The following is a 23675-nucleotide window of genomic DNA, read 5'->3' as shown; positions in this document are numbered from 1 at the left end:
CTTCCTCGGTGGTCTGGTCGTCCTCATCGTCTGAGCTGAGCTCCTGCTCCGCGGCTCCTGCTCCGCGGGCGGCGCGCACCGCCGCGGCGCTGACGCTCAGGAGTCGCGGCGCAGCGTGAGCGGAGGGGGCGTGTCGGCCGCTCCCGCGGCGCGGCGGCGGAACAGCGCCACGCGCGCCAGGAGCAGCGTGGTCACAGGGACCGTGATGGAGAGCATGATGATGATGAGCCACGGGTGCAGCACGGGCCGGGACTCGATCATCGAGAAGTAGAGGATGCCCGCCAGCGCCACGCACCAGCTGCCGAAGGTGTACGCGAGCGCAGGGGGATGCATGCGCAGGAAGAAGTCTGGCAGGCGCAGGAACCCGAGCGCGGAGATGACCACGAACAGGCCGCTCAGCACGAGCAACGCCGCGACCACCGCCTCGACCCAGAGGGGGAGCTGGTTCATTCGATCACCTCGCCTCGCAGGATGAACTTCGCCATCGCGGATGAGCTCACGAAGCTGAAGAGCGCGATCAGCAGCGCGGCTTCGAAGTACGTGTCGCTCCGGTGACGGATGCCGAGCACCAGCATGACCAGCATCGCGTGGAAGTAGAGCAAGTCGAGCGCGAACACGCGATCCTGCGCCCGCGGCCCCCGGATCAACCTGATGACCACCAGGACCGACGCGACGGCGTAGCAGCCGAGCGCGAAGGCGATCGCGCCAGACAGGAGTGCGCTCATTCGAAGATCTCCCTGAGAGGCTCCTCGTAGCGAGCCTTGAAGCGGGCGACGAAGGCGCCTTCGTCACCGACATCCCACACGTGCAGCAGGAGCGCGCTGCGATCGAGCGCGAGCTCCGACCACACCGTGCCCGGGACCACGGTCGTCACCATGGATAACGCGGCCAGCCCGAGGGGGTCACGCAGATCGAGGGGCACGATCACGAACTTCGACTGCGGTCGCCGCCATCGCCAGGTGACCACGCCCCAGGCGACCTCGAAATTCGAGACCAGGACGTCGTAGCCGACCCTCAGGATGAAGCGCACGACGACCAGCGGCCGCCGCACCCGGGGGTTCGTCAGCCGCAGGGTCGAGGTGAGGAGCGGCACCGCCAGCGCGAGCCCCAGCCCCAGGACGATCTGGCCCACGCTCGTGGAGCGCGCGAGCGCCAGCCACAACGCGAACAGCGCGGCGGACAGGAGCGGCGCGGGCGCGAGCTTCTCGAGGAAGGTCACGGTGCGCCCTCCGCTTCGATCACGGCGCGCGTCGGTCCCGGACGAGGCCTCATCGACAGGACGGCCTCGATGTACGCCTCCGGCGCGTGCAACCCGGCGGCTGTCGCCCTCGTGGTGCGTAGGACCGGCTCAGCGAACAGCGTGAGCAAGACGCAGCAGAGGAGGAGTCCGAGGACGGAGGCGGCCTCGACGACCTTCAAGCGGGGCGGGAGCCGCTCACCCCTCGACCAGAAGTGTCGAATGCCCGCCCTCGCGAGGGAGATGGTGGCCGCGAGCCCCGAGAGGAGCAGCAGCCCGAAGAGGAGCCACGCGGCGGACGGGACGGGGGCGCCGGTGCTCGCGTGGCCGCCCCCTCGGGGCGACAGGAGGGCGGTCAGCAACGAGGCCTTCGCGACGAAGCCTGAGAGCGGCGGCAGCCCTGCGACGAGCAGCGCGCAGACCATGAACGCCAGGCCGAGCAACGCGAGGGACACGGGGAACGCTCGGGCGACGAGCGGCGCCTCCTCGTCATCGAGGTTGGTGTCCTCGCCCGGCTCCACATCGAGGTCCGGCACCCGCCGCTCTCCATCGGAGCCGATGCGCTCCACCAGCTCGACGAGGAGGAAGAGAGCGCTCACCGCCAGCGTGGCGCTCAGCATGTAGAACAGCGCCGCCGACGTGACCGCGGGGGTCCCCGTCCCGAGCGACGCGAGGAGCGTCCCCGACGACACGATCACCGAGAAGCCCGCGATGCGCCCGAGGGACGTGGAGGCCATGAGGCCGATCGCGCCGAAGGCGAGGGTCGCGAGCCCTGCGTAGAGCAGGACTGTCCCCCCGAACTGCGCTGAAGCGCCCGCGGAGAAGAACAGCGTCCACAGGCGCACGAGCACGTAGATACCCACCTTGGTCATCAGCGCGAAGAGCGCCGCGACAGGCGCGCTCGTGGCCGAGTAGGCGGGCACCAGCCAGGCGTTGAGGGGCCAGATCGCCGCCTTGATGAGGAACGCCACGGCGAGGACCGCCGCGCCTGCATGCAAGAGCCCGCGATCGCGCGCCGGGACGAGCGCGAGCTTCTCGGCGATGTCGGCCATGGAGAGCGTGCCCATGACGCCGTAGAGCACCGCGAGGCCGACGAGGAAGAGCGACGACGCGAGCAGGTTGACCGCGATGTAGTGGAGCCCCGAGCGCACCCGCGGCCACCCGGATCCATGAAGATGCAGGCCATACGAGGCCGCGAGCATCACCTCGAAGAACACGAAGAGGTTGAAGAGGTCTCCCGTGAGAAAGGCGCCGTTGAGCCCCATCAATTGAACCTGGAAGAGCGCATGGAAGTACGCTCCTGCACGGCCCCACGCGGCCTCCGCGTACACGGCAGCGCAGAGGCTCACCACGCCGACCAGCACCAGCATGAGCGCAGAGAGCCGGTCCGCGACGAGCACGATCCCGAAAGGCGCCTCCCAGTTCGACATGAGATACACACCGACGGCGCCGGGCGAGCCGCCAGCGTTGGCGCCGCGCATGATCTCCAGCGCCACGAGGAGGCCTGCCAGGGCCGCGCCGATATTGGCGATCGACTTGGCGCGCTTGCGCTTCTCGCCGAGCAGGAGCAGCAGGGCGGCCGTCATCAGCGGCAGCACGACGGGCGCGACGATGAGGTGCGGGAAGCGCTCGGTCACGGCTCCTCCCGCGTTCCATCCACGTGGTCGGTGCCGCTGAAGCCGCGCGAGGCGAGGAGCACGACGAGGAAGAGCGCCGTTGTCGCGAACCCGATCACGATGGCCGTGAGCACGAGGGACTGCGGCATCGGATCCGTGTAGTGCTGGAGATCGGCGGGCACGCCAGGTCGCACGATCGGCGGCTTGTCGATGAAGATGCTCCCCATGCTGAAGATGAAGAGGTTCACCGCGTAAGAGAGCAACGTGAGCCCCATGATCACCTGGAAGGTCCGCGGGCGCAGCACGAGCCAGATCCCGGATCCGCCGAGCACACCGATGACGAGCGCGAGCAGGGCTTCCATCTAGCTCGTGCCCTTGCTCGTCGACGACGCCGGGCTCTGTGCTGGTCGCCGGTGCGCACGCAGCGACTGGTGAGCGAGCGCCGTGAGGGTGAGGAGCGTCGCGCCCACGACGACCGCAAACACGCCGAGGTCGAAGAAGGTGGCGCTCGGCAGGTGGACCTCGCCGACCAGCGGCAGCCTGACGTGCGCGGTGTGCGTCGTGAGGAAGGGGTAGCCGACGGCGAGCGCGCCGAGGCCCGTCGTCGCCCCGAGCAGCAGTCCAACGGCGATCCAGCGCGCCGGACGGAGGCGCGCGCGCGCCTCCAGCCAGAGCGCCCCCGAGACCATGTACTGCATGAGCATCGCGATCGCGACGACGAGTCCGGCCACGAAGCCGCCGCCTGGCTCGTTGTGCCCACGAAGGAGGAAGTGCGCTGCGACGAGGACGGAGACCGGCAGGAGCAGGCGTGCGATGATCGCCGGCACCATCATGTATCCGCGCGCGGCGTCCTCGGCCGTGCGCGGCTTCACGAGATCGGTGACGACATCGGCCGGAAAGGCTCTCTGTTGCTGGGGCTGCTCGATGCTCTCCGGGGGCGGCCGAAAGCGGCGCAGGAGGGCGTAGACCGTGAGCGCGACCGCGCCGAGGACCGTGATCTCGCCGAGCGTGTCGAAGGCACGAAAGTCGACGAGCATGACGTTGACGACGTTGGCGCCTCCTCCTTCCGGCAGCGCGCGGGCGAGGAAGAACGGTGAGATGCTGTGCGGCGCCGGCCGGGTCAGCATGGCATAGGAGAGCGCGGCGAGGCCGCTGCCGCCGCCGATCGCGAGCAGCAGATCGCGCGCGCGCCGCACCCTGTCGCGGGCCCTGACAGGCCTCGAGATCCCTTCGATGCGCATCGGCAACCAGCGCAGCCCGAGCAGGAGCAGGATGGTGGTGATGACCTCCACGACGATCTGGGTGAGGGCGAGGTCGGGCGCCGAGAACCACATGAACGTCAGGCAGGTGACGAGGCCCGCGCCGCCCATCAACGTGATCGCGATCAGCCGGTGGAACTTCGCCATCACGGCGGCGCCGACCGCGCAGACCGCGCCGATGACCCACAAGAGCACGAACGCAGGCGACGCGGGGAGCCGGTCCCGGTCGCCCCACTCCAGCGGGACGCCGCGCGCCGCGAGGAGCGCGAGGAGGAGCGCGACCGCGATGATCGCGAACATCTGCGTCTGGAGCCGTCGAGTTCCGACGAGCCGGAGGGCCCTTCGCGAGAGGCGCGTGAGCCCGAGCAGCGCGCTCTCGAACAGCCGCCTTGCGTTGAGCCGTCCGACGAAGGGCGTATCCTGGAGTCGCCCCTGCTCCTGGTGCTTGCGCAACCAGAGGTACCCGACGACGCCGCCCGAGATCGCGACGAGGCTCATGATGAAAGGCGGGTTGAAGCCGTGCCATACGGCGAGGCTGTACTCGGGGAGCGCCCCGCCGACCACCGGGCGGGCTGCGGCTGCGAGCGATGGTCCGATGGAGATCGCGGGCGCGACGCCGACGATGAGGCAGCTGAGCACCAGGAGCTCCATCGGCGTCCGCATCCACCGCGGGGCTTCTTCCGGCTGCCGAGGAAGATCGGTCGACGGGGGGCCGAAGAAGATGTCGTAGCCGAAGCGCAGCGAGTACACGACCGCGAAGACCGCCGCGATCGTCGCCAATACCGGGAGCGCCACTTCCACCGAGCGGTGCGCGGACAAGAACACCGTCTCGGCGAAGAACATCTCCTTCGACAGGAAGCCGTTGAGCAGCGGCACGCCGGCCATCGCGCCGCTCGCCACGAGCGCCAGCGCGCCGGTGTGAGGCATGGAACGAATCAGGCCATTCAAGCGACGGATGTCGCGCGTCCCGGTCTCGTGGTCGACGACGCCCGCGGCCATGAACAGCGAGGCCTTGAACGTCGCGTGGTTCATGATGTGGAAGACGCCGGCGACGGCGGCGAGCGAGCTGTTGAGCCCGAAGAGGAGCGTGATGAGGCCGAGGTGGCTGATGGTCGAGTAGGCGAGCACGCGCTTCAGATCGTTCTGGAACATCGCGATGTACGCGCCGAGCAGGAGCGTCGTCATGCCCGCGCCGCTGACGATCCAGAACCACAGCTCGGTCCCCGAGAGCACCGGCCAGAGCCGCGCGAGCAGGAATACGCCCGCCTTCACCATGGTCGCCGAGTGCAGGTAGGCGGACACCGGCGTCGGCGCGGCCATCGCCCGCGGCAGCCAGAAGTGAAACGGAAACTGAGCGCTCTTGGTGAGCGCACCAAGCAAGATGAGGGCGAGCGCGACCGGGTAGAGCGGGTGTGCCCGCACGAGGTCGCCCGAGGCGAGGGCCACATCGAGCTCGTAGCTGCCGACGATGTGGCCGAGGATGATCACACCGCCGAGGAGCGCGAGCCCGCCCGCGCCGGTCACGGTGAGCGCCATGCGCGCTCCCCGCTGCGCGTCCACCCGGTGATGCCAGTAGCCGATGAGCAGGAACGAAACGAGGCTCGTGAGCTCCCAGAAGACGACGAGCTGAACGAGGTTGCCCGAGACCACGACGCCCAGCATCGCGCCCATGAACGCGAGGAAGAACGCGTACAGGCGCGCCACCGGATCCTCGGGGGACATGTAGTAGCGCGCGTACAGACAGACGAGGGCGCCGATGACGGTGATGAGCACCGCGAACATCCACGCGAACCCGTCGATCCTGAGGACCAGATCGAGACCGAGCGAAGGCACCCACGAGATCGTCTCGCGAATCACGCCCCCGTCGCGCACCCGCGGGAACAGGCTGATGACCCAGGCCGCCGCGCCGGCCGACACGAGCCCTGCGCAAGCCGCCAGCTCGGACCGCGCCCGCGTCGGCAGGAGCGCGGTGAGCACGCTTCCGAGGAACGGCAACAGGAGCAGGGCGACCACCGGCATGGCGCGCGAGTGTACTTGCTGACCGCACCGGTTTCAGCCAAAAGGCGGGAGGGGTCGCAGCGTTTCCGACACTGCGTGGCGGCGCCAAGGTGCCCGTCGAACGAACCGCTCCGCGGAGCGGTTCGTTCGACATCAGGCGCGCCTGTCACGACCGAGCCAGCGAGTCGCGCCGCGAAGAGATGTCGTGACGAGACGGGACCCGATCGCCGGCAAAAGCGCTCAAGCGGAAGATATCGTGAGCTCGAACAGGAGTTCCCACGGTTCTCAGGATGCCGCGCGACCTCGTCGGCCCCGGGGCCGGAGGTCGCGCACCCACGCCCGCTACTTCTTCGCGGCGTCCTTCAGCCGCGCCTTGAGCCGCGCGGCGTAGCCTTCCTTGTTCTCCTGCTTCACCCGGCCGATCGCGAGCGCCTCCTCCGGCACGTCGCGGGTCACGGTCGTGCCCGTCGCCACGTAGGCGCCCGCGCCGATCTTCACCGGGGCGACGATCTGCGAGTCGCTGCCGATGAAGGCGCCGGGGCCGATCTCGGTCCGGTGCTTCCGGAAGCCGTCGTAGTTGCAGAAGATCGTCCCGGCGCCGACGTTTGCGCCCTCGCCGATGTCGCCGTCGCCGAGGTAGGCGAGGTGGTTCGCCTTCGCGCCCTTGCGGACCACCGTCTTCTTCGTCTCGACGAAGTTGCCGATGTGCGCGTCGGCCTCGATCTGGCTGTCCGGACGGAGGTGCGAGAACGGCCCGATCTGCGCGCCGGCGCCGATCGACGACTGCGAGGCGACCGTGTACGGCTTCACGGAGGCGCCGGCCTCGACGACAACGTCCGTGAGGACCGAGCCCACGTCGATGCGCGCGCCCGCGCCGACGCGCGTCTGGCCCCGCAGCACCACGGCGTGCTCGATGACCGCGTCCGGCTCGACGACCACGCCCGCGTCGATACGGGCGCTCGTCCTGATCGTGACGCCGCTCCGGCGCAGCGCGTCGGCGATGCGGCCGTAGAGCACCTCCTCGGCCGCGGCGAGCTGCGCGCGATCGTTGATGCCCACGAGCGAGCCGACGTCCCTGGCCACGACCGCCGCGGTGCCGCCGGCCTTCGCCGCCTGCGCGACGATGTCGGTCAGGTAGAGCTCGCCCTGGGCGTTGTCGGTCGTCAGCCCGGCGAGCGCGCGCCCGAGGAAGGCGCTGCGGGCGAGGTAGACGCCGGGGTTCACCTCGGCGATCGCGCGCTCCTCGGGGCTCGCGTCCTTGTGCTCGCGGATGCCGATCACGCGGCCGGCGCCGTCGCGCAGGATCCGGCCGTAGCCCGTGGGGTCGGCGACCCGCGCGGTGAGCATCGCGATCGGCGCGTCGGGGGCGCCGTCGAGCGCCTCGCGGAGCTGCGTGAGCTGCCACGGATCGAGCAGCGGCGTGTCGCCGCAGAGGATCAGCACCGCCTCGGTGCTCGCCTCGATCTGCGGCATGGCGCAGCGCACCGCGTCGCCGGTGCCGCGCTGCTCGGGCTGGAGCGCCGTGCGGACGGCCTTCCCCCGGGCGCCGAACGCCTTGTCGAGGGTGGCGGAGACCTCGTCGCGGCCGTGGCCGACGACGACCACGACGTCCGAGGCGCCGGCGGCGATGGCCGCGTCGACGACGTAGTGGAGCATCGGCCGGCCGCAGAGCTCGTGGAGCACCTTCGGTCGGGCGCTCTTCATGCGGGTGCCTTGGCCGGCGGCGAGTACGACAGCGGTGAACGGGGCTTGTTGGGCGGTCGCCATCGCCCGCAGCCTACCACCGTCAGGCCCGCCGCCGTCCCCGCCGCCGTGCAGTGAGCGTGGAGAATGCGCGCCGCGTCACGGTCCCGCCCACCCGCGCGAGCACGAAGGGCCTACCACCTGGAGCGGAATCGTCTACCCTGGAGGTGTCTTGGGGAGGTTGTCGTCATGCGCAGGCGCACGCTGCGTTCCTCGGCCGCGGAGGTGTTTCGGCTGGTTGCGCTCGCCGCGGCCGGGGCGGTGGCGGCCTCGTGTCACGAGCCGCTCGACACCCGGCGGGTAGCGCCCCCCAAGGCGACGCTCGGCGACGACGTCTTCGGCGTGCTCTGCGACCGCGTGGGCGCGTCGAGCCTGAACGAGGACCACACAGGCGCCTCGTACCAGCGCGTCTGCCACTACGACAGCGAGGGCCGCTACGAGGACAGCGTCGACGTGGCGCTGCTGCCGCCCGTCTCCGGCGAGAAGGCGGAGCGGGCGCGCCGGCTCGGCGTGGCGAAGGTCGAGGCGATGGCGCGGTGGCGCGGCGACCTCGTGCGCGCCGTCAACGCCGCGGTGCCCGACGTCGAGATCGACAACGTCGCGGCCGGGGAGGGGGGCGGGAAGATCCGGCTGCACGACGCCTTCCTGAGCCTGTCGCAGACGATCGCGCCGCTCTACGAGACGAACCCGTTCGAGGCGGGGGCGCCCCCGGTGCTGCCCGAGTCGACGCGGGGGATCGGGCGGCTCGCCGCGGCGTTCGCCGGCAGCGAGGAGGCCTCGGGCAAGCTCGCGCAGATCGGGGAGCGGAAGGGCTACCGGCCGGCCGGCGTGGCGCTCGGCGCGGCGCGGGCGGCGCTCGAGTACCCGGAGCTCCGCGCGATGACGCGGGCGTCGCTCGACGTCCTCGGCCCCGGCGGGGCGGGGGAGGCGGCCCTCCAGGCGCTCCTCGCCGCCGGCAAGGGCGAGCTGCTCGCGATGGAGCCGACGACCTCGCGCGAGGAGCCCCTCGCGATCGACGAGGCCACCGCGCAGCCGAGCCGGCCGCGCACCCTGGTCGAGCTCGCGGGCGCCGTCGCGCTGGCCGAGCACCCGCGGTTCGCCGAGCGCGACGCGGCGCCGCCGCGCTACGTCGCGCGCCGCGACCGGCGCGGCTTCGCGCTGCCCGCGGGGGAGGGCGTCCCCGCGCCGTTCGCCGACGAGGACGGCGACGGCCTCGCCGACGTCGACGCGTTCGGCCGCTTCGTCGACGCGGCCGGGACGCCGCTCCCGCTCGACCCGCCGTTCGCGGTCCCCGGCGTCGCCCCGTCGCAGGAGCCGGACCGGTTCGGGCGGCCGTCGCCGGAGCGCTACGCGTACATCGACACGTCCCGCACGCTCGCCGCCGCGGCGCTGCGCTCGATCGCGCCGCTCCTCGACGCGACCCGCTACGCGGGCGACGGGGACCCCGCGCCGTGGAAGACCGAGCACGAGGGGCTCATGTACGCCCTCGCCGGCTCGTACCTGCTCTTCGGCGACCGCGAGGAGGCCCGGTACGATCCCGCGCGCGGGAAGGTCCTGCCGCCGGACGCGACGTGCGACGGCTGTCTCCGGTACCGCCGCTTCCGCGGGGAGGACTCGCCGCTCGCCGACCTGGCGCACGCGGTCGGCCAGGTGCTCGCGGACCGGGACTCGGACGCCCTCCTCGTCACGCTGATCGATCTGCTGGAGAACCACGAGGCGGAGCTCGCCCGCATGACCGGCGCGGCGCTGCGCATCCGCGATCTCGCCCGCGAGCACGACCGGCTCGCGGCCGAGGGCAAGGAGCCGGTCGCGGAGATCGCCGACGAGGCGCCGCTCGGGGACGAGCTGGCGGCGGTGCTCGGCAGGGCCGTCGAGCAGCCGGGGCTCGTGGCGCGCCTGCTCGAGGCGCTCGCGAGCGACGCGCTCCTCGCCCAGCACGGCGGCGCGCGGCACGCCGGTGATGCGGTCGCGGCGATGCTCACGACCCGCGACCAGTACGCGTACAACCCGAGCAACCTGAACGGCCCGGCCATCAACCTCTCCGTCGGGGCGCCGTCGACGGCCGACCCGCGGACCCCGGTCGACCCGACGAAGCCCAGGGCCGGCGACAACCGCTCCAACATGGAGCGGCTGATGCACCTCATGCACGACACCGCCGGCGTCCGGCAGTGCAACAAGGAAGGCGCGGTCGTGACCGTCTTCGGCCTCACGGTGCCCTTCGTCGAGTTCACCGAGTGCGAGCTGTTCCAGATCGACGACCTGGCGGCCTTCTACCTCGACTCGCTGCTCCCGGAGGGGCACCCGAAGCGGGCCGAGCTCGAGGTGAAGCCCTCGGCCCTCGCGCTCCTCGTGACCGACTCCATCCTCGAGTCGGCGAGCGGCATCACCGGGCTCACGGGCCACCCGACGTCGGCCGCGCTCAGCCGGCTCATCTACTTCGGCGCCGACTCGGAGCGGTACCCGGGCCTGCGCGACCTCGATCCGCTGCGGGACCTGGCGAACGAGACGACCAACCAGTTCATCTCCGGGTCGCTCGAGCCGGCCGGGACGATCCACTGCCCGAGGAACGCGCTCGGCGTGAACGAGTGCAGCACCCCGGAGAACCTGATCCGGGTGCGCCACCCGGGGACGACCTTCCTGATCGAGCGGCTCGGGCTCGGCGCGTACCTGAGCCCCATCGTGCAGGCGTTCGCCGAGGTCGGCCCGGACACGACGGGCGAGGCGATCCTCATCGATCTCTTCAGCACGGCGTACCGCCACTGGCCGGGCAAGGAGCACGGGCCCGAGTGCATCAAGGCGGGCTCGCCGGCGACCAACACCGCGTACTGCTCGGAGGCAGGGGCCAACTCGTACGAGCCGCTCCTCGCCGACGTGCTCCGGGCCGAGGACGTCCTCGCGTCGTCGGTCGCGTTCGCGAAGATGGCGACCGACCCGTCGGCCCCGGTGACGGTGCAGCGCGGCCCGAGGGCCGGCCAGGCCTGGACGAAGGCGCAGGCGATCGAGAAGCTCGCGCGGATCCTCTTCAGCGCCGACCACGCGGCCAGCGTGGGCATGGTCGACCGGTGGGGGAAGAAGACGGCCACGTGGGCCGACGGCCGGACCCAGGAGCAGCTCACCGGGTTCACCCTCCTCGCCGACGCCCTGAACCGCATCGACGCCCGCTTCGAGGAGAGCAGCGCGCCCGACGCCGCGGAGCGAAAGGGGCAGTGGAAGCGCGCCACGGACGAGCTCATCGACGCGCTGCTCGCGGTCGAGGGGTCGGGGCCGGAGGCGCGGTTCAAGAACCGCGCGCTCCCGCAGATGGGCGCCGTGGTCCTGCGCGCGCTCCGCGAGCAGCTCAACGCGCGGTGCCCGGATCGCGAGACCACCGGGCGGTGCGCCTGGGCGCAGAAGGAGCTCGGCGCCAAGGTCGTCGACCTGGTGAGCCACCCGCTCTTCGCGGGCCTCGCCGATGTCATGGAGTCGATCCGCGCCCACGAGCCGGCGCGGCGGGAGGTCGAGCGGTTCCTCTCCGCGATGCTCGACGCGGACGGGGACGCGTTCCCGGCGCTGCTCGCGACGGTGGTGGACGGGGCGCAGATCCTCGCCAACGACGACGTGCTCGCGCCGCTCCTCAGGACGGCGGCCGTGGCGCTGAGCCCCGCGGGGGACGCCGAGGGGCCGGGCGCGGCCGACGCCGGGCTCGAGGCGCTCAAGGCGCTCAACGACGATCGGTACGACAGATACCACGCGATGGATCACATTCTCCCGGCGCTGGTGGCGCCGATGGCGGACGGCCGCGCGCCGGTCCAGGTGTTCCTGGACGCGATCGCCGACGTGAACCGCTTCGACGCCGAGAGCGCCGCGCCGCTCTCGGCGGAGGACTACCGGCAGGTGTTCCTCTCGACGCGGGATTTCCTGCTCGATGAGACCCGCGGGCTCGAGCAGATCTACGCCATCATCAAGAATCGACCTCACGAGTGATCCCCGTGCAGAAGCTCATGATCCGCGCGGCGATCCTCGCGGCGGCCGCCGCCGGGGCGCTCGCCGTGCCCGCGGGGGACGCGGGCGCGGCCGGGCTCTATTTCACCGATCGCGGCGTGCGCCCGTCGTCCCGCGGCGGGGCGTACATCGCCGGGGGCGACGACCTCGGGGCGATCGCCTACAACCCCGCGGGCGTCTACGAGGCCGGCACCCAGATCCTGATCGACGCCGGGCTCTTCGAGTGGCGCAGCCAGTACACGCGCCAGGCGATCGTGCGCCAGGTCGATCCGAACACCGGCGAGCCGACGGGCGCGAGCTTCGTGCAGACGATGGCCCCCGTGACCGGCACCGCGCCGGTGCTGCCGATCCCCACGCTCGCGGCGTCGTTCAAGGTCGACCCGCAATGGGTCGTCTGGGGCGGGGTGTGGGCGCCGTACGCGGCCATCGCCAGCTACCCGGAGCAGGTGAACGGCATGCCGGCGCCGCAGCGTTATGCGCTGTTCACGATGGATGGCTCGCTGCTCGCCTTGCTCGGGGTCGGCGCGTCGTACGCGCCGTCGCCGACGTGGCGCCTCGGCGCCTCGATCGGCGCGGTGGTGGGCACGTTCAACAGCCGGATGGTCGTCTCCGGGTGCGTCCCCGAGCGGATGTTCTGCGCGCCCGAGGACCCGGAGTGGGACATCCACTCGGAGCTCTCGGTCGGGCCGATCGTGGCGCCGACGGGCCAGCTCGGGGCGCTCTTCGTCCCGAGCCGGGCGTGGCGCGTCGGCCTGGCCTTCCAGCTCCCCGTCTGGGTGCGCGCGCCGGCCACCGTCCGGGCGCGGCTCCCCGCGGCGCCGTTCTTCGAGCGCGCCGTCCAGGAGGGCGAGGACGCCGACGTCTCGTTCGACCTGCCCTGGATCCTCCGCGCCGGCGTCGAGGCGCGGGTCGAGGACGACCTGCGCGTGGAGCTCGGGCTGGGCGTCGAGGGCTGGGGCATGCACGACGACATCCTCGTCGAGCCCGACGGCCTGGTGCTCCGCGACGTCGTCGGTTTTCCTGAGGAATTTCGAGTACCTGCGGTCGAGTTCCCCCGGCGCTTCGAGGCCTCGTTCTCCGCGCGGCTCGGCGGCGAGTACTCGGTCGAGCTCGCGGGCAGGCGGTGGGATCTGCGCGCCGGCGCGAGCTTCGAGCAGACCGCCGTCCCGCCCGAGTACCTCACGGTCCTCACGATCGACGCGACGAAGGTGACCGCCGCGGCTGGCCTCGGCGTGCACCTCGGCCGGTGGCGGCTCGACGCGAGCTACGCGCACGTGTTCGCCGCGGGCGTGAAGGTGGATCCGGCGGACGCGCGGGTGCCGCAGGTGAGCCCGGTGCGGGCCAACCCGCCGGAGCACCCGAACACCATCAACGGCGGCGCCTACAGCGCCCGCGCGAACGTCGTGGGGCTCGGCGTCGCCTACACGTTCGAGGCGGCGCCGGAGGACAGCGCTACTCCGCGCGCAGCTCGCGCAGCCGCTCGGTGAGCCGGGGGCCGTCCAGCCAGCTCAGGTCCTTGTCCACGCTCGACTCAATGTGGTTGCTGACCTGCTTGCTCACCGTCCCGCGGAGCAGGCCGAGGAAGTGCGGTGGAGCGATGAGCACCAGCGACTCGTAGGCGTGCTCGTTCAGGCCCTTCTCCAGCACCTCCGCGAGCTCCTGGGCGAACTTCTGCTTCTCGACCTCCTTGGGATCGGTGTCGGGCGCGGCGCCCGGACGGCCCAGATACGTGCCACCCCCGCCGCCGCTGATGTTGCCGTTCCCGCCCGGGGTGCCGTTCGGCTTCCGGCCGTGCGCGTCGGCCATCAGATCCCGCACGCGCGCCCGGCTCTCGTCATGAGTGTAGGACTCGAGCAGGGTGAAGCCCTTGCCCGCAGGCTCTTCACGATAGAGCTGGGCGCGGCTTGCGTCGGAGACCAGGATCCACGTCTTCCGTGCTGCCTTGTTTGCCATAAGCCTCCACAGGGAATCAACCCTTCCCTTTGTCTACGTTAAAGACCGACCCCCCCCAGCGCAAGCGGCCAGAGAGCCCAAACCGACGAGATTCGACCGGATTGCACGCAAGGGCGCAGGATCGAGCAGGCTCATCCTCCTCCATATGCATGAATTCGAGGAGAACGGGGGAGGGCGAGAGCGGCTCAGGAAGTTGTTGAGCGCGAAATACGGTTCTCGGTGTACGAGCCAAGGCCGCAGCAGGCGGCTCGGTATCTGGAGACGTGACGACCGATCGCACCCTTCGAGGCCATGGCCCCGACGCGGGCTCAACCGCAGGGCCCCGGACCTGGTGACCTCGCGACGGCTGGCCCGTCGCCACGGACCGCCGTGATCGCGTCGCTGTCTGAGAGGCTCACCCACGCCGTCGCGCTTGGGGACGAGGAGGCGGCCCGGGTCGTTCCGGCGATCGGTCCGCTGCTCGGCCTGGCCGCCAGCACCGGAGGGGCGAGCACGGGTTGACCGGGCGCCCGGGTAGGACAGATGCGGAGACGCGCGAGGGATCTGGCGAGGACCGCCGAGCTCCTCGGCGGCTCCGCGCCTCAGCCGGCGAGGACGAGCCGATCGGGGAGCTCGGGGGGCGACGCGCCGTCAATCCTTGAGCACCTTGAAACCAGCCAGCCAGCCCTCGTCATTCTCTCCGGGATAATAATAGATATACGGATAGCCGGCAGGGTTATCGTGCCATGGCGCGAGCTCATTCCCGCTGGGCTGGTCGTAGCGAAGCGTGATCCGTGACATGTAGTCAATCCAGTGCAGGTAGGGAACGGGGGGAGTATCTCTCACCTCGACCCCGCACGAGATGCCAGCCGAACCTTCGATCGACTGAAACAGCACGCATACCTTCGCGTACGGCCAAGTATAGGGGAGGTCGACTTGGCCCACGAAGTGGGTGTTGACCTGTACCTCGTGAGCTTCGGTTGCTGTGAAGTCCTCCGAGCTCACATGTGTACAAACCTGTCCAGCGCCATAAGCGTGGCAATCGAAATGATGGTATCTTCTTATCTTGCTGGCCGCGCTGCTGAAGGTTCCCGACGCGACGATGAACCCGACCACGAACGAGGCGACCAGAGTGGGACTGATTTTCATGCTACCTCACGTTCTTCGCCGCGAACGCGCACGGAGTGCCCATGCAAGGCAGCGCGCCATGCGATGCCGCGAATCAACGGGTCCACAGTGCCTGTTGCGACGAAGGAAGTTTATTGACAGTTGGAGAATATGACGGGATTTGCGACATTGGCCGCTTCGCCGTCTGGTCTCTTCAACACGATATCGATGGCGCAGTTGACTGAATATTTGGAATGTGCAACTGCGGCGAACTGCTGGGTTGCTTTCTGGTGCGTCGCCCATCGGAGCTGGGCCACGCACCGCCGGTCCTTGCACTCGACGTCTTCGAGGTCGAAGCCGAGCCGCTCGGAGAGCGCGCCCAGGTCGGTCCGCAGCGATTTGGAGGCCTGCGGCGCCCAGGTCGGGTCCACCTGTGCCCGCTCGAAGTCCTGGAGCGCCGTGGCGAACCTCTCTTGAACGCGAGCACTCTCGGCCTCGTCATCCACGGCTTGATCCGTGGAGCTATCTTGTGGTTGGGGCGCCTCTTGCCCCCGCAGCTCCGCGAGCTCCTCCTCCAGGCGAGCGAGCCGCGCGCTCGTCATGGCTTCGTCGGTCCGGGGCCGACGGCCGCGATCCGGCTCGCTCGCCGGCGCTCGCGCGACGTCCGCCACCGGCTCCGGGGCGCTCGGGAGCTCGTTCTTGCCGGCCACGACGGCGGCAGCGATGCCCGCCGCCGCCCCCACCAACGCAACCGATGCCATTCGCAACCACGACATTGCATGCCTCGAGAGGCCCGCTGGCGCTCCAGATCCGGGCGCCGGGGCGGTTCCCCGGCGGCGGATCACCGCCGCTGGCCGTGTTACAAGCCTCGACCACTCACTCGCCTCCACAGCCCGGTGAGCGATCTGTGTTGCTCCTGTCCCATCCTCCTCTGGCCGTACAGCGCAGCTTCCTCGGCGCCCGGCCGCCAGGTGCACGGGACGTGATGAAGCCCGGCCGTCGATGCCGGGACGACCCATGAGAGCCGGTGTGCATCGCGGCGGCGCAGCCGCTCAGCTCCAGCCTTCATGTCCGGACGATTCCTGTCTTACGTTGCCATGGAGAAGAACCGTCCAGACGAATAGAGCAAATGCAAGCTCCGGGCCACCACCTGGCACGTGGTCTCGGGCTCGTTCCGGCGAGAAATTGCAGAGAGGCGAGGGCCGTACGGCGTGACATGCCACGGTGCGGGGCGTGACATCTCATGCTCACTACGGTCGGCTGGCACGTGCCACGTGGCACCGCTCGGCTGGCACGTGCCACGTGGCACCGCTACGAGCGGGCGTGCCATCACGCCATCGACGAGCCAGCGGCTCCGGCGCCTCGCGCCGAGCACGCGCACGGACCCAGGAGGTCTCGGTCCCGTCGCGGCGATGCACCTAAATGCGATCGCGCTGGCCGGGGACGCGGACGAAGGCGGCTCGCAGGAAGGGCGCTCCGGTGCTCATGCGGCGATCGTACCGCACGCTCGCCTGCGCGCGCTCGCCTGCGCGCGCTCGCCTGCGCGCGCTCGCCTGCGCGCGCTCGACCGAGCAGAGGGGCGGCCGGCCGCTCGTCAGCGGAACCGGTCGGTCGCCTCGACCAGCTCGTGCAGGATGCCCGGTTCCATCGCCGAGTGCCCCGCGTCCGCCACGATGCGCAGATCGGCCTCGGGGAACGCACGGTGGAGCGCCCACGCGCTCTCCGCCGGACAGACCACATCATAACGGCCCTGCACGATGACGGTGGGGATATGGCGGATCCGGTGCACGTCGTCGAGGAGCTGCGTCTCTGTGGTGAAGAACCCCTTGTTCATGAAGTAGTGGCACTCGATCCGGGCGAACGCGAGCGCGAAGTCGTTCCCCGCTGTCTTCGCGACGAGCTCGGGGTTCGTGAACAGGCAGCTCGTCCGCCCCTCCCAGACGCTCCACGCGCGCGCCGCCCGCTGCTGCACCTCGGGGTCGGGGCTCGTGAGCCGCCGGTGATACGCGGTGAGCAGGTCGCCCCGCTCGGCCTCGGGGATGAACGTGAGGTACTCCTCCCACGCGTCCGGGAAGAGCGCGCTCGCGCCCCGCTGATAGAACCAGTCGAGCTCCTGCTTCCGCAGGAGGAAGATCCCGCGCAGCACGAGCTCGGTCACGCGCGCCGGGTGCCGCTCGGCGTAGGCCAGCGACAGCGTGCTCCCCCACGAGCCGCCGAACACCTGCCACCGCTCGATGCCGAGGTGCTCGCGGAGCGCCTCCATGTCCGCGACGAGGTGCCAGGTGCTGTTCTCCTCCAGGCACGCGTACGGCGTGCTCTTGCCGCAGCCCCGCTGATCGAAGAGCACGATCCGGTAGGCGGCCGGGTCGAAGAAGCGCCGCTGCTTGGGCTCCGTGCCGCCCCCGGGGCCGCCGTGCACGAAGATCACCGGCTTGCCGCGCGGATTGCCCGACTCCTCGAAATAGATCTCGTGCACGTCGGAGACGCGGAGCCTGCCGGCGCGGTACGGTTCGATCTCGGGATACAGCGTCCGCCTCTGCGTGCCTGTCATGGTCATGCCGCCCCGCTCCCGTCCGTCGACCGGCGCCCGGATGGCGCCAGGGTGCGCCCAGCGTACGCCAATGTGCGCCGCGAGGGGAAGGGCGGGGCGGCGGGGCGCGGAGCCGCCCGGCGGGGTGCGGAGCCGCCCGGCGGGGCGCTCAGCCGGGCGGCGCGGCCTCGCGCGGCTCGGCCCTGGTCGCGCCGCTGTAGAGCGCGTCGAGCACGGGAGCGTACTTCTGGAGCACCACGCGCCGCTTCAGCTTCAGGGTCGGCGTGAGCATCCCGTTCTCCGCGGTGAAGTCCTCGTCGGTGAGGGCGATCTTCTTGACCTTCTCGAACCCCTTCGCGTCCGACGAGCACCTGTCGACCTCCGCCTGGACGCGCGCGATCACCCGCGGGTGCTTCAGCATCGCGCCGGGCGAGTCGAACGTGAGCCCCTCGCCCCGCGCCCACTCGGCGAGCGCCGTCAGCTCGGGCACGATCAGCGCCACGTTGAAGAGGCGGTTGTCGCCGTACACCATCGCGTTGTTGATCAGCGGAGACAGCTTGAGCTTGTCCTCGATCGGCGACGGCGCGACGTACTTGCCGTTCTCCAGCTTGTACTGCTCCTTGATGCGGCCCGTGACGTGGAGATAGCCCTCCTCGTCGAGGTAGCCGAGATCGCCGGTGCGGAAGCCGCCGTCCTCCGTCATGACGGCCTTGTTCTCCTCGTCGCGCCTGTGATAGCCCACCATCACGTTCGGGCCATACACCACGATCTCGCCCTGTCGCGAATCGTGCGTCGAATCATGCGTCTCCGACCTGTCGATCTCGACCCTCACGCCCGGGATCGGCTTGCCCACGGTGCCGAGGCGGCGGGCTCCCGGGTAGTTCACCGCGACGACGGGCGACGTCTCGGTGAGGCCGTATCCCTCGTAGACGGTGATGCCGAGCGCGTCGACGAACTCGGCCACCTCGTAGGAGAGCGCCGCCCCGCCGCTGATCGCATATTTCAGCTTGCCGCCGAACTTGTCGCGGATCTTCGAGAAGATGACCCGGTCCGCCGCCGCGAGCGTGAGCCGCTCGACGAGGCCGAGCGCCTCGCCCTTGTTCTGCTTCGCCGCGGCGCGCAGCCCGGCGCGGAACAGGCCCTGGATGAGCGCGGGCTTCTCCGTCATCTGCTTCTGCACGCCCTCGTAGATGCGGCAGAAGATGCGCGGGACGCTCATCAGCACGGTGGGGTGGACCTCGGCGAGGTTCGCGACGATCTTGTCGACCGACTCGCTCAGCGCCATCGACCCGCCCACCGTGACCATCACGTGGAGCTCGCCTGTATGGCCGAACGAGTGCGCCCACGGGAGGAACGACAGGCTCCGGTCGGCGCTGCCGAACGGGATGAGATCGAGCACCGCGCAGACGTTCGACGCGATGTTGCCGTGCGAGAGGATCACCCCCTTGGGGTTGCCGGTCGTGCCCGAGGTGTAGATGAGGCACGCCGTGTCCGCGGCGGTCGGCTCGATGGCCGGGGCCGGGCTCTTCTCGCCCGCGGCGAGCAGCGCCCCGTACGAGATGCTCTGTGCGCCGGGCGCGCCGCCCGGCTCCTTCGGCTCGAAGAGACAGACGATGTGCTTCAGCGAGGGCGCCTTCTCGGGGAGATCCCTGCACTTCTCGTAGATCTGCGGCGTGGCGACGATCGCGCCCACGGCCTCGCAGTCGTTGATGATGAACGCCCACTCGGCCGGGAGCTGCGCCTCGTACATCGGCACGACCGCGACTCCCATGCTGAAACAGGCGTAGGCCGCGACCGCCCACTCGACACGGTTGTTCGAGATGAGGGCCACGCGGTCCCCGCGCTGGACGCCGAGCGACGCAAGGCCGCCGCGAAACCTGGCGACGAGATGCCCGAACTCCGCATAGGTGATCCAGCTCCAGCGGCCGTCCGCCTTCGTGCCGAACAGCGGCCGCGGACCGTAGAGGTTCAGTGAGCGGTCGAGCAGTTGTACCAGGTTCTCCAGCTTGGCCATCGGATCTCCTCCCACATCGATTGTTACCATGGCACCGCGACGGACCTGCGCGTTTTTATCGGCTCGCGGCGCGGGTATCGGCTCGCGGCGCGGGTATCGGCTCGCGGCGCGGTGCGCGGGTGTCGTCGCGTGGAGGGCGTGGAGGCTGGACGAACTGGCCCGGCGGTGCGCCGCCTCCTGCGCCGGGCGGGGCCGGGGCCGGGCGGCTAGGCGCCGCGCGCGCGGCGCGGGCCCTCCCGGCGCGCGGCGGGCGAGGTGGCGGCCCCGGGAACCTTCTGTTAGAGGGTGCATCGCTTCGATGCCCCGGTATTCGATCACGACGTTCGGCTGCCAGATGAACGTGCACGACTCCGAGCGGATGCACGAGGTGCTCCGCCGCGCCGGCTACACGGAGGCCGGCGGCCCCGAGGAGGCGGACGTGCTCGTGCTGAACACGTGCAGCGTGCGCGAGAAGGCCGAGCAGAAGCTGCGGAGCGAGGTGGGGCGGCTCGCGCGCTGGAAGCGGGAGCGCGCCGAGCGCGTGGTCGTCGTGGCGGGGTGCGTGGCCCAGCAGGAGGGGGAGCGCCTCCTCAAGCAGATGCGGGCGATCGACGTCGTGGTGGGGCCCGACAACATCCCGGAGCTGCCCGGCCTGCTCGGCGACGTTGCGCTCGGCGGGCTGCCTGTCGCGCGCACGGTGTTCGACCTGGACGCGCCGCGGTTCCTCGTCGCCTCGCCGTCGCCCTCGACGCGCGCCGCGGCGACCGCGTTCGTCACGATCATGAAGGGCTGCGACGAGCGCTGCTCGTTCTGCATCGTCCCGTACACCCGCGGGCCGGAGCGGTACCGGGCGAGCGACGAGATCGTCGCCGAGATCGCCGCGCTCGTGGCCGCGGGGACGCGCGAGATCACGCTCCTCGGCCAGACGGTGAACAGCTACCGCGACCCGCTCGGGGCGCTGCCGCGGGCCCCGGGCGCGAGCGCGGACGACCCGGACGAGAGCGAGTTCGCGGCGCTGCTCCGGCGGATCGCGGCCGACGTCCCCGGCCTCGCGCGCCTGCGCTACACGAGCCCGCACCCGCGGCACCTCACGCCGTCGCTCGTCCTCGCCCACGCCGAGCTCGCCGTGCTGCCGCGCCACGTGCACATGCCCGTGCAGTCGGGCAGCGATCGCGTCCTCCGGCGGATGATCCGCCGCTACACGCGCGCCGAGTACGTCGCGAGGACGCGGGCGCTCGTCGAGGCCGTCCCCGGGCTGACGCTCTCGACCGACATCATCGTCGGCTTCCCGGGTGAGACGGAGGACGACTTCGCGGCGACGCTGTCGCTCGTGCGCGAGGTGGGGTTCAAGGGGCTGTTCGGCTTCAAGTACTCGCGCCGCCCGCACACCCCCGCGCTGAAGCTGCCGGACGACGTGCCCGAGGACGTGAAGGGCGCGCGGCTCGCGCGCCTGTTCGAGGAGAGCGAGGCGCTGCTCGCCGCCCACCTGTCGGGCCTCGTCGGGACGACGCAGGAGGTGCTCGTCGAGGGGCGCGACAAGGAGCGCGGGGGTGAGCGCGGCGCGGGCGGGGCGCTCTGGTCCGGCCGGACGGGGCGCCACGAGATCGCGCACATCGAGGGCGCGGGGGAGCTCGACCTGCTCGGCGAGGTCGTCGAGGTCTCGATCGCGCGGGCGAACAAGCACTCGCTCCAGGCCGAGCTCACCGAGGCGGCGCGCGCCGCGGCGCGACAGCAGCCGCGGGGCGACGCGGGGCGGCCGGCCCGGCGCTCGCTGCCGGTTGTCGCGGCCGGGGGGGGCTGACGTGGCGCTCGTCCTGGCCCTCGACGGCGTGTCGCCGCGGCTCGGGCGCGACGTGTTCCTGGCGCCGAACGCGACGGTGATCGGCGACGTGGAGCTCGGCGACGAGGCGAGCGTGTGGTTCGGCGCGGTCCTGCGCGGGGACATCGGCGCGATCCGCGTCGGCCCGCGGAGCAACGTGCAGGACCTCGCGTGCCTGCACCTGACGGCCGGCGTGTCCCAGACGATCGTCGGCGCCGACGTGACCATCGGGCACAGCGCGATCCTGCACGGCTGCCTCGTCGGCGACGGGTGCCTGATCGGGATGGGGAGCATCCTGCTCGACAACGTCGAGATCGGCGAGGGCTCGGTGATCGCGGCGGGCGCGGTGGTGCCGCCCGGCAAGGTGATCCCGCCGCGGTCGCTGGTGCGCGGCAACCCGGCCCGGGTGATCGGCGAGGTGCGGCCGGACCAGGCCGAGCTCGGCAGGATGGGCGCGGCGAGCTATGTGGAGAACGCGCGGCGCTTCCGGGCCGCGCTCGCCGCGACGGCGGCCGGAGCGCCGGGCGTCGCGCCGCACGAGGTGAAGAAGCCATGAACATCACGGTGAACGGGGAAGCGCGCGAGGTGCCTGCGGCGGTGACGGTGCGGAGGCTCGTCGAGATGCTCGGGCTGACCGAGGGGCCGGTGGCGGTCGAGCGCAACGGCGAGGTGGTGCCGCGGGCCGAGCACACGGCGGCCGAGCTCGCCGAGGGCGACGTGATCGAGATCGTGCACTTCGTGGGCGGCGGCTGAGGCTGCCCGGCGGCGCCCTTCCTGTAAGGAGAGATTCAACGCAAAGGCGCCAAGGCGCAAAGGCGCAAGGAGAGAAGATAAAAAATCTTCTTGCCTTTTTGCGTCTTTGCGTCTTTGCGCCTTTGCGTTTTCTTCTCCTCCCCTCTTCCCTGCCAAACGGCGCTCTAGCGATCTTCCAGATCGTCCGGGATCCGGCTACGATGCCTGGCTGCCATGGATACGAGGGCCCTCGTCCTGGTCTTGGCGCTCGGCGGGTCGGCCGGCGTGGGCGCCGCCCTGGCGGTGCGCGGCGCGCTGCCCGCGTCGCCGGTGGTCCACGGCCTCTCGATCGGCGAGCGCTTCGTGCCGGACGGCGCCTCGCCGGCGGCCTGGCTCGCGGCGCGGCGCGACGCGCTGCGCGGGCGCGAGATCCGGCTCCGCCACGACGACGTGGAGCTGACCGCGACGCTCGGCGAGGCGGGCGTCGAGATCGACGTCGACGAGACGCTCGCGGCCGCGCAGCGCGTCGGCCACGAGGGCCCCTGGGCGCGGCGGATCCGGGAGGCGCGGCGGGCGCGGCGCGGCGCGATCGACGTGCCGCTCGTCTGGGCGGTCGACGAGGACAAGGCCCGCGCGCTGCTCGAGCGGCTCGCCCCCGAGGTCTACCGGGCGCCCCGCGACGCGCGCCTCGACCTCGCGAACCGGCGCAAGATCCCCGAGCAGGCGGGCCGGGAGCTCGACGTCGACGCGTCGCTGAAGGCGCTGCGGGCCGGCGCTCACGAGTCGTACGAAGAAGAGGAGCGCATCGAGCTCGCGGTCCGGACGATCGCGCCGGCCGTCGTCGTCGACGACCTGGTGAGCGTCGACGTGACGCGGGTCGTCGCGGCGTACGAGACGAAGTTCAAGCGGCACGGCAAGGAGGCCGGGCGCGCCGTGAACATCAAGAACGCCGCGTCGAAGATCGACGGCACCATCCTGGCGCCCGGCGAGACCTTCTCGTTCAACGCCCATGTCGGCCCGCGGACGCGCAAGAACGGGTTCACCATCGCCCCGGAGATCCTCGGCGACGAGACCGTCCCCGGCTACGGCGGGGGGACGTGCCAGGTCTCCAGCACGCTCTTCGCCGCGTCGCTCTTCGGCGCGCTCGAGACGCCGGACCGCCAGAGCCACTCGCGCCCGAGCGCCTACATTCCGATGGGGCTCGACGCGATGGTGACCTACCCGGAGTCGGACCTGAAGATCAGGAACACGCTCCCGTTCCCGATCATGATCCACGCCTACCTGCCCTCGCCCACGGTGCTGCGCGTGGAGATCCTGGGCGGCGACCCGGTGGCGGAGGTCGTCCACCAGATCGACGCCGAGCACACCGACGATTTCATCCGCCGCATCTACGTGAAATCCGAGCTGTCGGAGGGCAAGGTGCGCCGCCACCAGAAGGGCTCGTGCGGATACGACGTGAGGTCGTATGTCAAGGTCCGGTACAAGGACGGCCGGGTCGGCGAGCGCAGCTATACGAGCGAGTACAAGCCCGCGCCCGAGGTGTTCTGGGTCGCTCCGGGTTACGACCCTTCGACGCTCCCGGAGCTCCCGGAGCACGCCAGGGCGGTGGAGGAGCTCCAGGAGGGGGAGCTCCCGGCGGAGACGCGGGAGGCGCAGGCCGCGTCCCCGGAGGCGCAGGGCGACGGCTTCTCGATGTGAGCGGCGGCGCGGAGGTCCCGTGCGCCGCCG

18 protein-coding genes are annotated in these 23675 nt (G+C 71.0%); 6 read left to right on the top strand and 12 right to left on the bottom strand.

The genetic code is table 11. The features are described 5' to 3' along the window. Nucleotides 1-96 precede the first annotated feature (96 nt). The 7 genes from WME96_RS29150 to glmU form a co-directional block, all read right to left on the bottom strand. Nucleotides 97-450: a Na+/H+ antiporter subunit G gene (locus tag WME96_RS29150; RefSeq protein ID WP_437284860.1), complete on the bottom strand. Its 354-nt coding sequence runs from the start codon at nucleotides 448-450 to the stop codon at nucleotides 97-99. Continuing rightward, nucleotides 447-725, bottom strand: a complete 279-nt coding sequence (locus WME96_RS29145; RefSeq protein ID WP_433927343.1) for a K+/H+ antiporter subunit F — start codon at nucleotides 723-725, stop codon at nucleotides 447-449. The genes WME96_RS29150 and WME96_RS29145 overlap by 4 nt, the downstream gene beginning before the upstream one ends. Next, on the bottom strand, nucleotides 722-1219 hold the full coding sequence (locus WME96_RS29140; protein WP_437284859.1) for a Na+/H+ antiporter subunit E: 498 nt from the start codon (nucleotides 1217-1219) through the stop codon (nucleotides 722-724). Before WME96_RS29140 ends, WME96_RS29145 begins: the two co-directional genes overlap by 4 nt. Next, the gene (locus WME96_RS29135) at nucleotides 1216-2874 is read right to left on the bottom strand and encodes a monovalent cation/H+ antiporter subunit D (protein ID WP_437284858.1); all 1659 of its coding nucleotides are present in this window, start codon (nucleotides 2872-2874) and stop codon (nucleotides 1216-1218) included. Before WME96_RS29135 ends, WME96_RS29140 begins: the two co-directional genes overlap by 4 nt. Continuing rightward, complete coding sequence (locus tag WME96_RS29130) at nucleotides 2871-3215, bottom strand: Na+/H+ antiporter subunit C (protein ID WP_061620654.1); 345 nt, start codon at nucleotides 3213-3215, stop codon at nucleotides 2871-2873. The genes WME96_RS29135 and WME96_RS29130 overlap by 4 nt, the downstream gene beginning before the upstream one ends. Beyond that, nucleotides 3216-6131 (bottom strand): monovalent cation/H+ antiporter subunit A, encoded by a 2916-nt coding sequence (locus tag WME96_RS29125; protein WP_437284857.1) that lies wholly within the window; start codon nucleotides 6129-6131, stop codon nucleotides 3216-3218. It lies immediately after the preceding gene. 321 nt (nucleotides 6132-6452) lie between these two features. Then, nucleotides 6453-7877 carry a bifunctional UDP-N-acetylglucosamine diphosphorylase/glucosamine-1-phosphate N-acetyltransferase GlmU gene (glmU, locus tag WME96_RS29120; RefSeq protein WP_437284856.1) on the bottom strand — a complete coding sequence of 475 codons (1425 nt, stop codon included), beginning with the start codon at nucleotides 7875-7877 and terminating at the stop codon, nucleotides 6453-6455. A 165-nt stretch (nucleotides 7878-8042) separates the two neighbouring features. Between glmU and WME96_RS29115 the strand changes: the two genes are divergently transcribed. Then, on the top strand, nucleotides 8043-11816 hold the full coding sequence (locus WME96_RS29115; protein ID WP_437284855.1) for a hypothetical protein: 3774 nt from the start codon (nucleotides 8043-8045) through the stop codon (nucleotides 11814-11816). Nucleotides 11817-11821: 5 nt separating this feature from the next. Next, nucleotides 11822-13321, top strand: a complete 1500-nt coding sequence (locus WME96_RS29110) for an OmpP1/FadL family transporter (RefSeq protein ID WP_437284854.1) — start codon at nucleotides 11822-11824, stop codon at nucleotides 13319-13321. Here WME96_RS29110 and WME96_RS29105 read toward each other — a convergent pair. From WME96_RS29105 to WME96_RS29085, 5 genes are all read right to left on the bottom strand, one after another. Further along, nucleotides 13287-13787: a host attachment protein gene (locus tag WME96_RS29105; protein WP_437284853.1), complete on the bottom strand. Its 501-nt coding sequence runs from the start codon at nucleotides 13785-13787 to the stop codon at nucleotides 13287-13289. The two genes, WME96_RS29110 and WME96_RS29105, sit on opposite strands and share 35 nt — an antisense overlap. Nucleotides 13788-14417: 630 nt before the next feature. After that, a complete protein-coding gene (locus WME96_RS29100) occupies nucleotides 14418-14915 on the bottom strand; it encodes a hypothetical protein (protein WP_437284852.1) in 498 nt (165 codons plus the stop codon). A 110-nt stretch (nucleotides 14916-15025) separates the two neighbouring features. After that, a complete protein-coding gene (locus tag WME96_RS29095) occupies nucleotides 15026-15634 on the bottom strand; it encodes a hypothetical protein (protein WP_437284851.1) in 609 nt (202 codons plus the stop codon). 833 nt (nucleotides 15635-16467) lie between these two features. After that, nucleotides 16468-17430, bottom strand: coding sequence for a prolyl aminopeptidase (gene pip, locus WME96_RS29090; protein WP_437284850.1), 963 nt, complete (start codon nucleotides 17428-17430; stop codon nucleotides 16468-16470). A gap of 142 nt (nucleotides 17431-17572) precedes the next feature. Continuing rightward, nucleotides 17573-19417 carry an AMP-dependent synthetase/ligase gene (locus tag WME96_RS29085; protein ID WP_437284849.1) on the bottom strand — a complete coding sequence of 615 codons (1845 nt, stop codon included), beginning with the start codon at nucleotides 19415-19417 and terminating at the stop codon, nucleotides 17573-17575. Nucleotides 19418-19715: 298 nt separating this feature from the next. Between WME96_RS29085 and miaB the strand changes: the two genes are divergently transcribed. From miaB to WME96_RS29065, 4 genes are all read left to right on the top strand, one after another. After that, nucleotides 19716-21197: a tRNA (N6-isopentenyl adenosine(37)-C2)-methylthiotransferase MiaB gene (gene miaB / locus WME96_RS29080; protein ID WP_437284848.1), complete on the top strand. Its 1482-nt coding sequence runs from the start codon at nucleotides 19716-19718 to the stop codon at nucleotides 21195-21197. A gap of 1 nt (nucleotide 21198) precedes the next feature. Beyond that, entirely contained in the window at nucleotides 21199-21771 is a 573-nt protein-coding gene (locus tag WME96_RS29075; RefSeq protein ID WP_437284847.1) for a gamma carbonic anhydrase family protein, read from the top strand. Next, nucleotides 21768-21968: a sulfur carrier protein ThiS gene (gene thiS, locus WME96_RS29070; protein ID WP_437284846.1), complete on the top strand. Its 201-nt coding sequence runs from the start codon at nucleotides 21768-21770 to the stop codon at nucleotides 21966-21968. Before WME96_RS29075 ends, thiS begins: the two co-directional genes overlap by 4 nt. A gap of 213 nt (nucleotides 21969-22181) precedes the next feature. Then, nucleotides 22182-23645, top strand: coding sequence for a VanW family protein (locus WME96_RS29065; protein ID WP_437284845.1), 1464 nt, complete (start codon nucleotides 22182-22184; stop codon nucleotides 23643-23645). Nucleotides 23646-23675 lie beyond the last annotated feature (30 nt).

Source organism: Sorangium sp. So ce406 (genome assembly GCF_051474675.1).
Taxonomy (GTDB): Bacteria; Myxococcota_A; Polyangia; order Polyangiales; family Polyangiaceae; genus Sorangium; species Sorangium cellulosum_G.
This window is presented reverse-complemented; position numbering and strand designations above follow the sequence as displayed.

Bases quoted from the DNA above. Each gene is read 5' to 3' on its own strand.
- WME96_RS29150 (WP_437284860.1), bottom strand. From the start codon at position 450: ATGAACCAGCTCCCCCTCTGGGTCGAGGCGGTGGTCGCGGCGTTGCTC.
- WME96_RS29145 (WP_433927343.1), bottom strand. From the start codon at position 725: ATGAGCGCACTCCTGTCTGGCGCGATCGCCTTCGCGCTCGGCTGCTAC.
- WME96_RS29130 (WP_061620654.1), bottom strand. From the start codon at position 3,215: ATGGAAGCCCTGCTCGCGCTCGTCATCGGTGTGCTCGGCGGATCCGGG.
- WME96_RS29125 (WP_437284857.1), bottom strand. From the start codon at position 6,131: ATGCCGGTGGTCGCCCTGCTCCTGTTGCCGTTCCTCGGAAGCGTGCTC.
- glmU (WP_437284856.1), bottom strand. From the start codon at position 7,877: ATGGCGACCGCCCAACAAGCCCCGTTCACCGCTGTCGTACTCGCCGCC.
- WME96_RS29115 (WP_437284855.1), top strand. From the start codon at position 8,043: ATGCGCAGGCGCACGCTGCGTTCCTCGGCCGCGGAGGTGTTTCGGCTG.
- WME96_RS29105 (WP_437284853.1), bottom strand. From the start codon at position 13,787: ATGGCAAACAAGGCAGCACGGAAGACGTGGATCCTGGTCTCCGACGCA.
- WME96_RS29100 (WP_437284852.1), bottom strand. From the start codon at position 14,915: ATGAAAATCAGTCCCACTCTGGTCGCCTCGTTCGTGGTCGGGTTCATC.
- WME96_RS29095 (WP_437284851.1), bottom strand. From the start codon at position 15,634: ATGGCATCGGTTGCGTTGGTGGGGGCGGCGGCGGGCATCGCTGCCGCC.
- pip (WP_437284850.1), bottom strand. From the start codon at position 17,430: ATGACCATGACAGGCACGCAGAGGCGGACGCTGTATCCCGAGATCGAA.
- WME96_RS29085 (WP_437284849.1), bottom strand. From the start codon at position 19,417: ATGGCCAAGCTGGAGAACCTGGTACAACTGCTCGACCGCTCACTGAAC.
- miaB (WP_437284848.1), top strand. From the start codon at position 19,716: ATGCCCCGGTATTCGATCACGACGTTCGGCTGCCAGATGAACGTGCAC.
- thiS (WP_437284846.1), top strand. From the start codon at position 21,768: ATGAACATCACGGTGAACGGGGAAGCGCGCGAGGTGCCTGCGGCGGTG.
- WME96_RS29065 (WP_437284845.1), top strand. From the start codon at position 22,182: ATGGATACGAGGGCCCTCGTCCTGGTCTTGGCGCTCGGCGGGTCGGCC.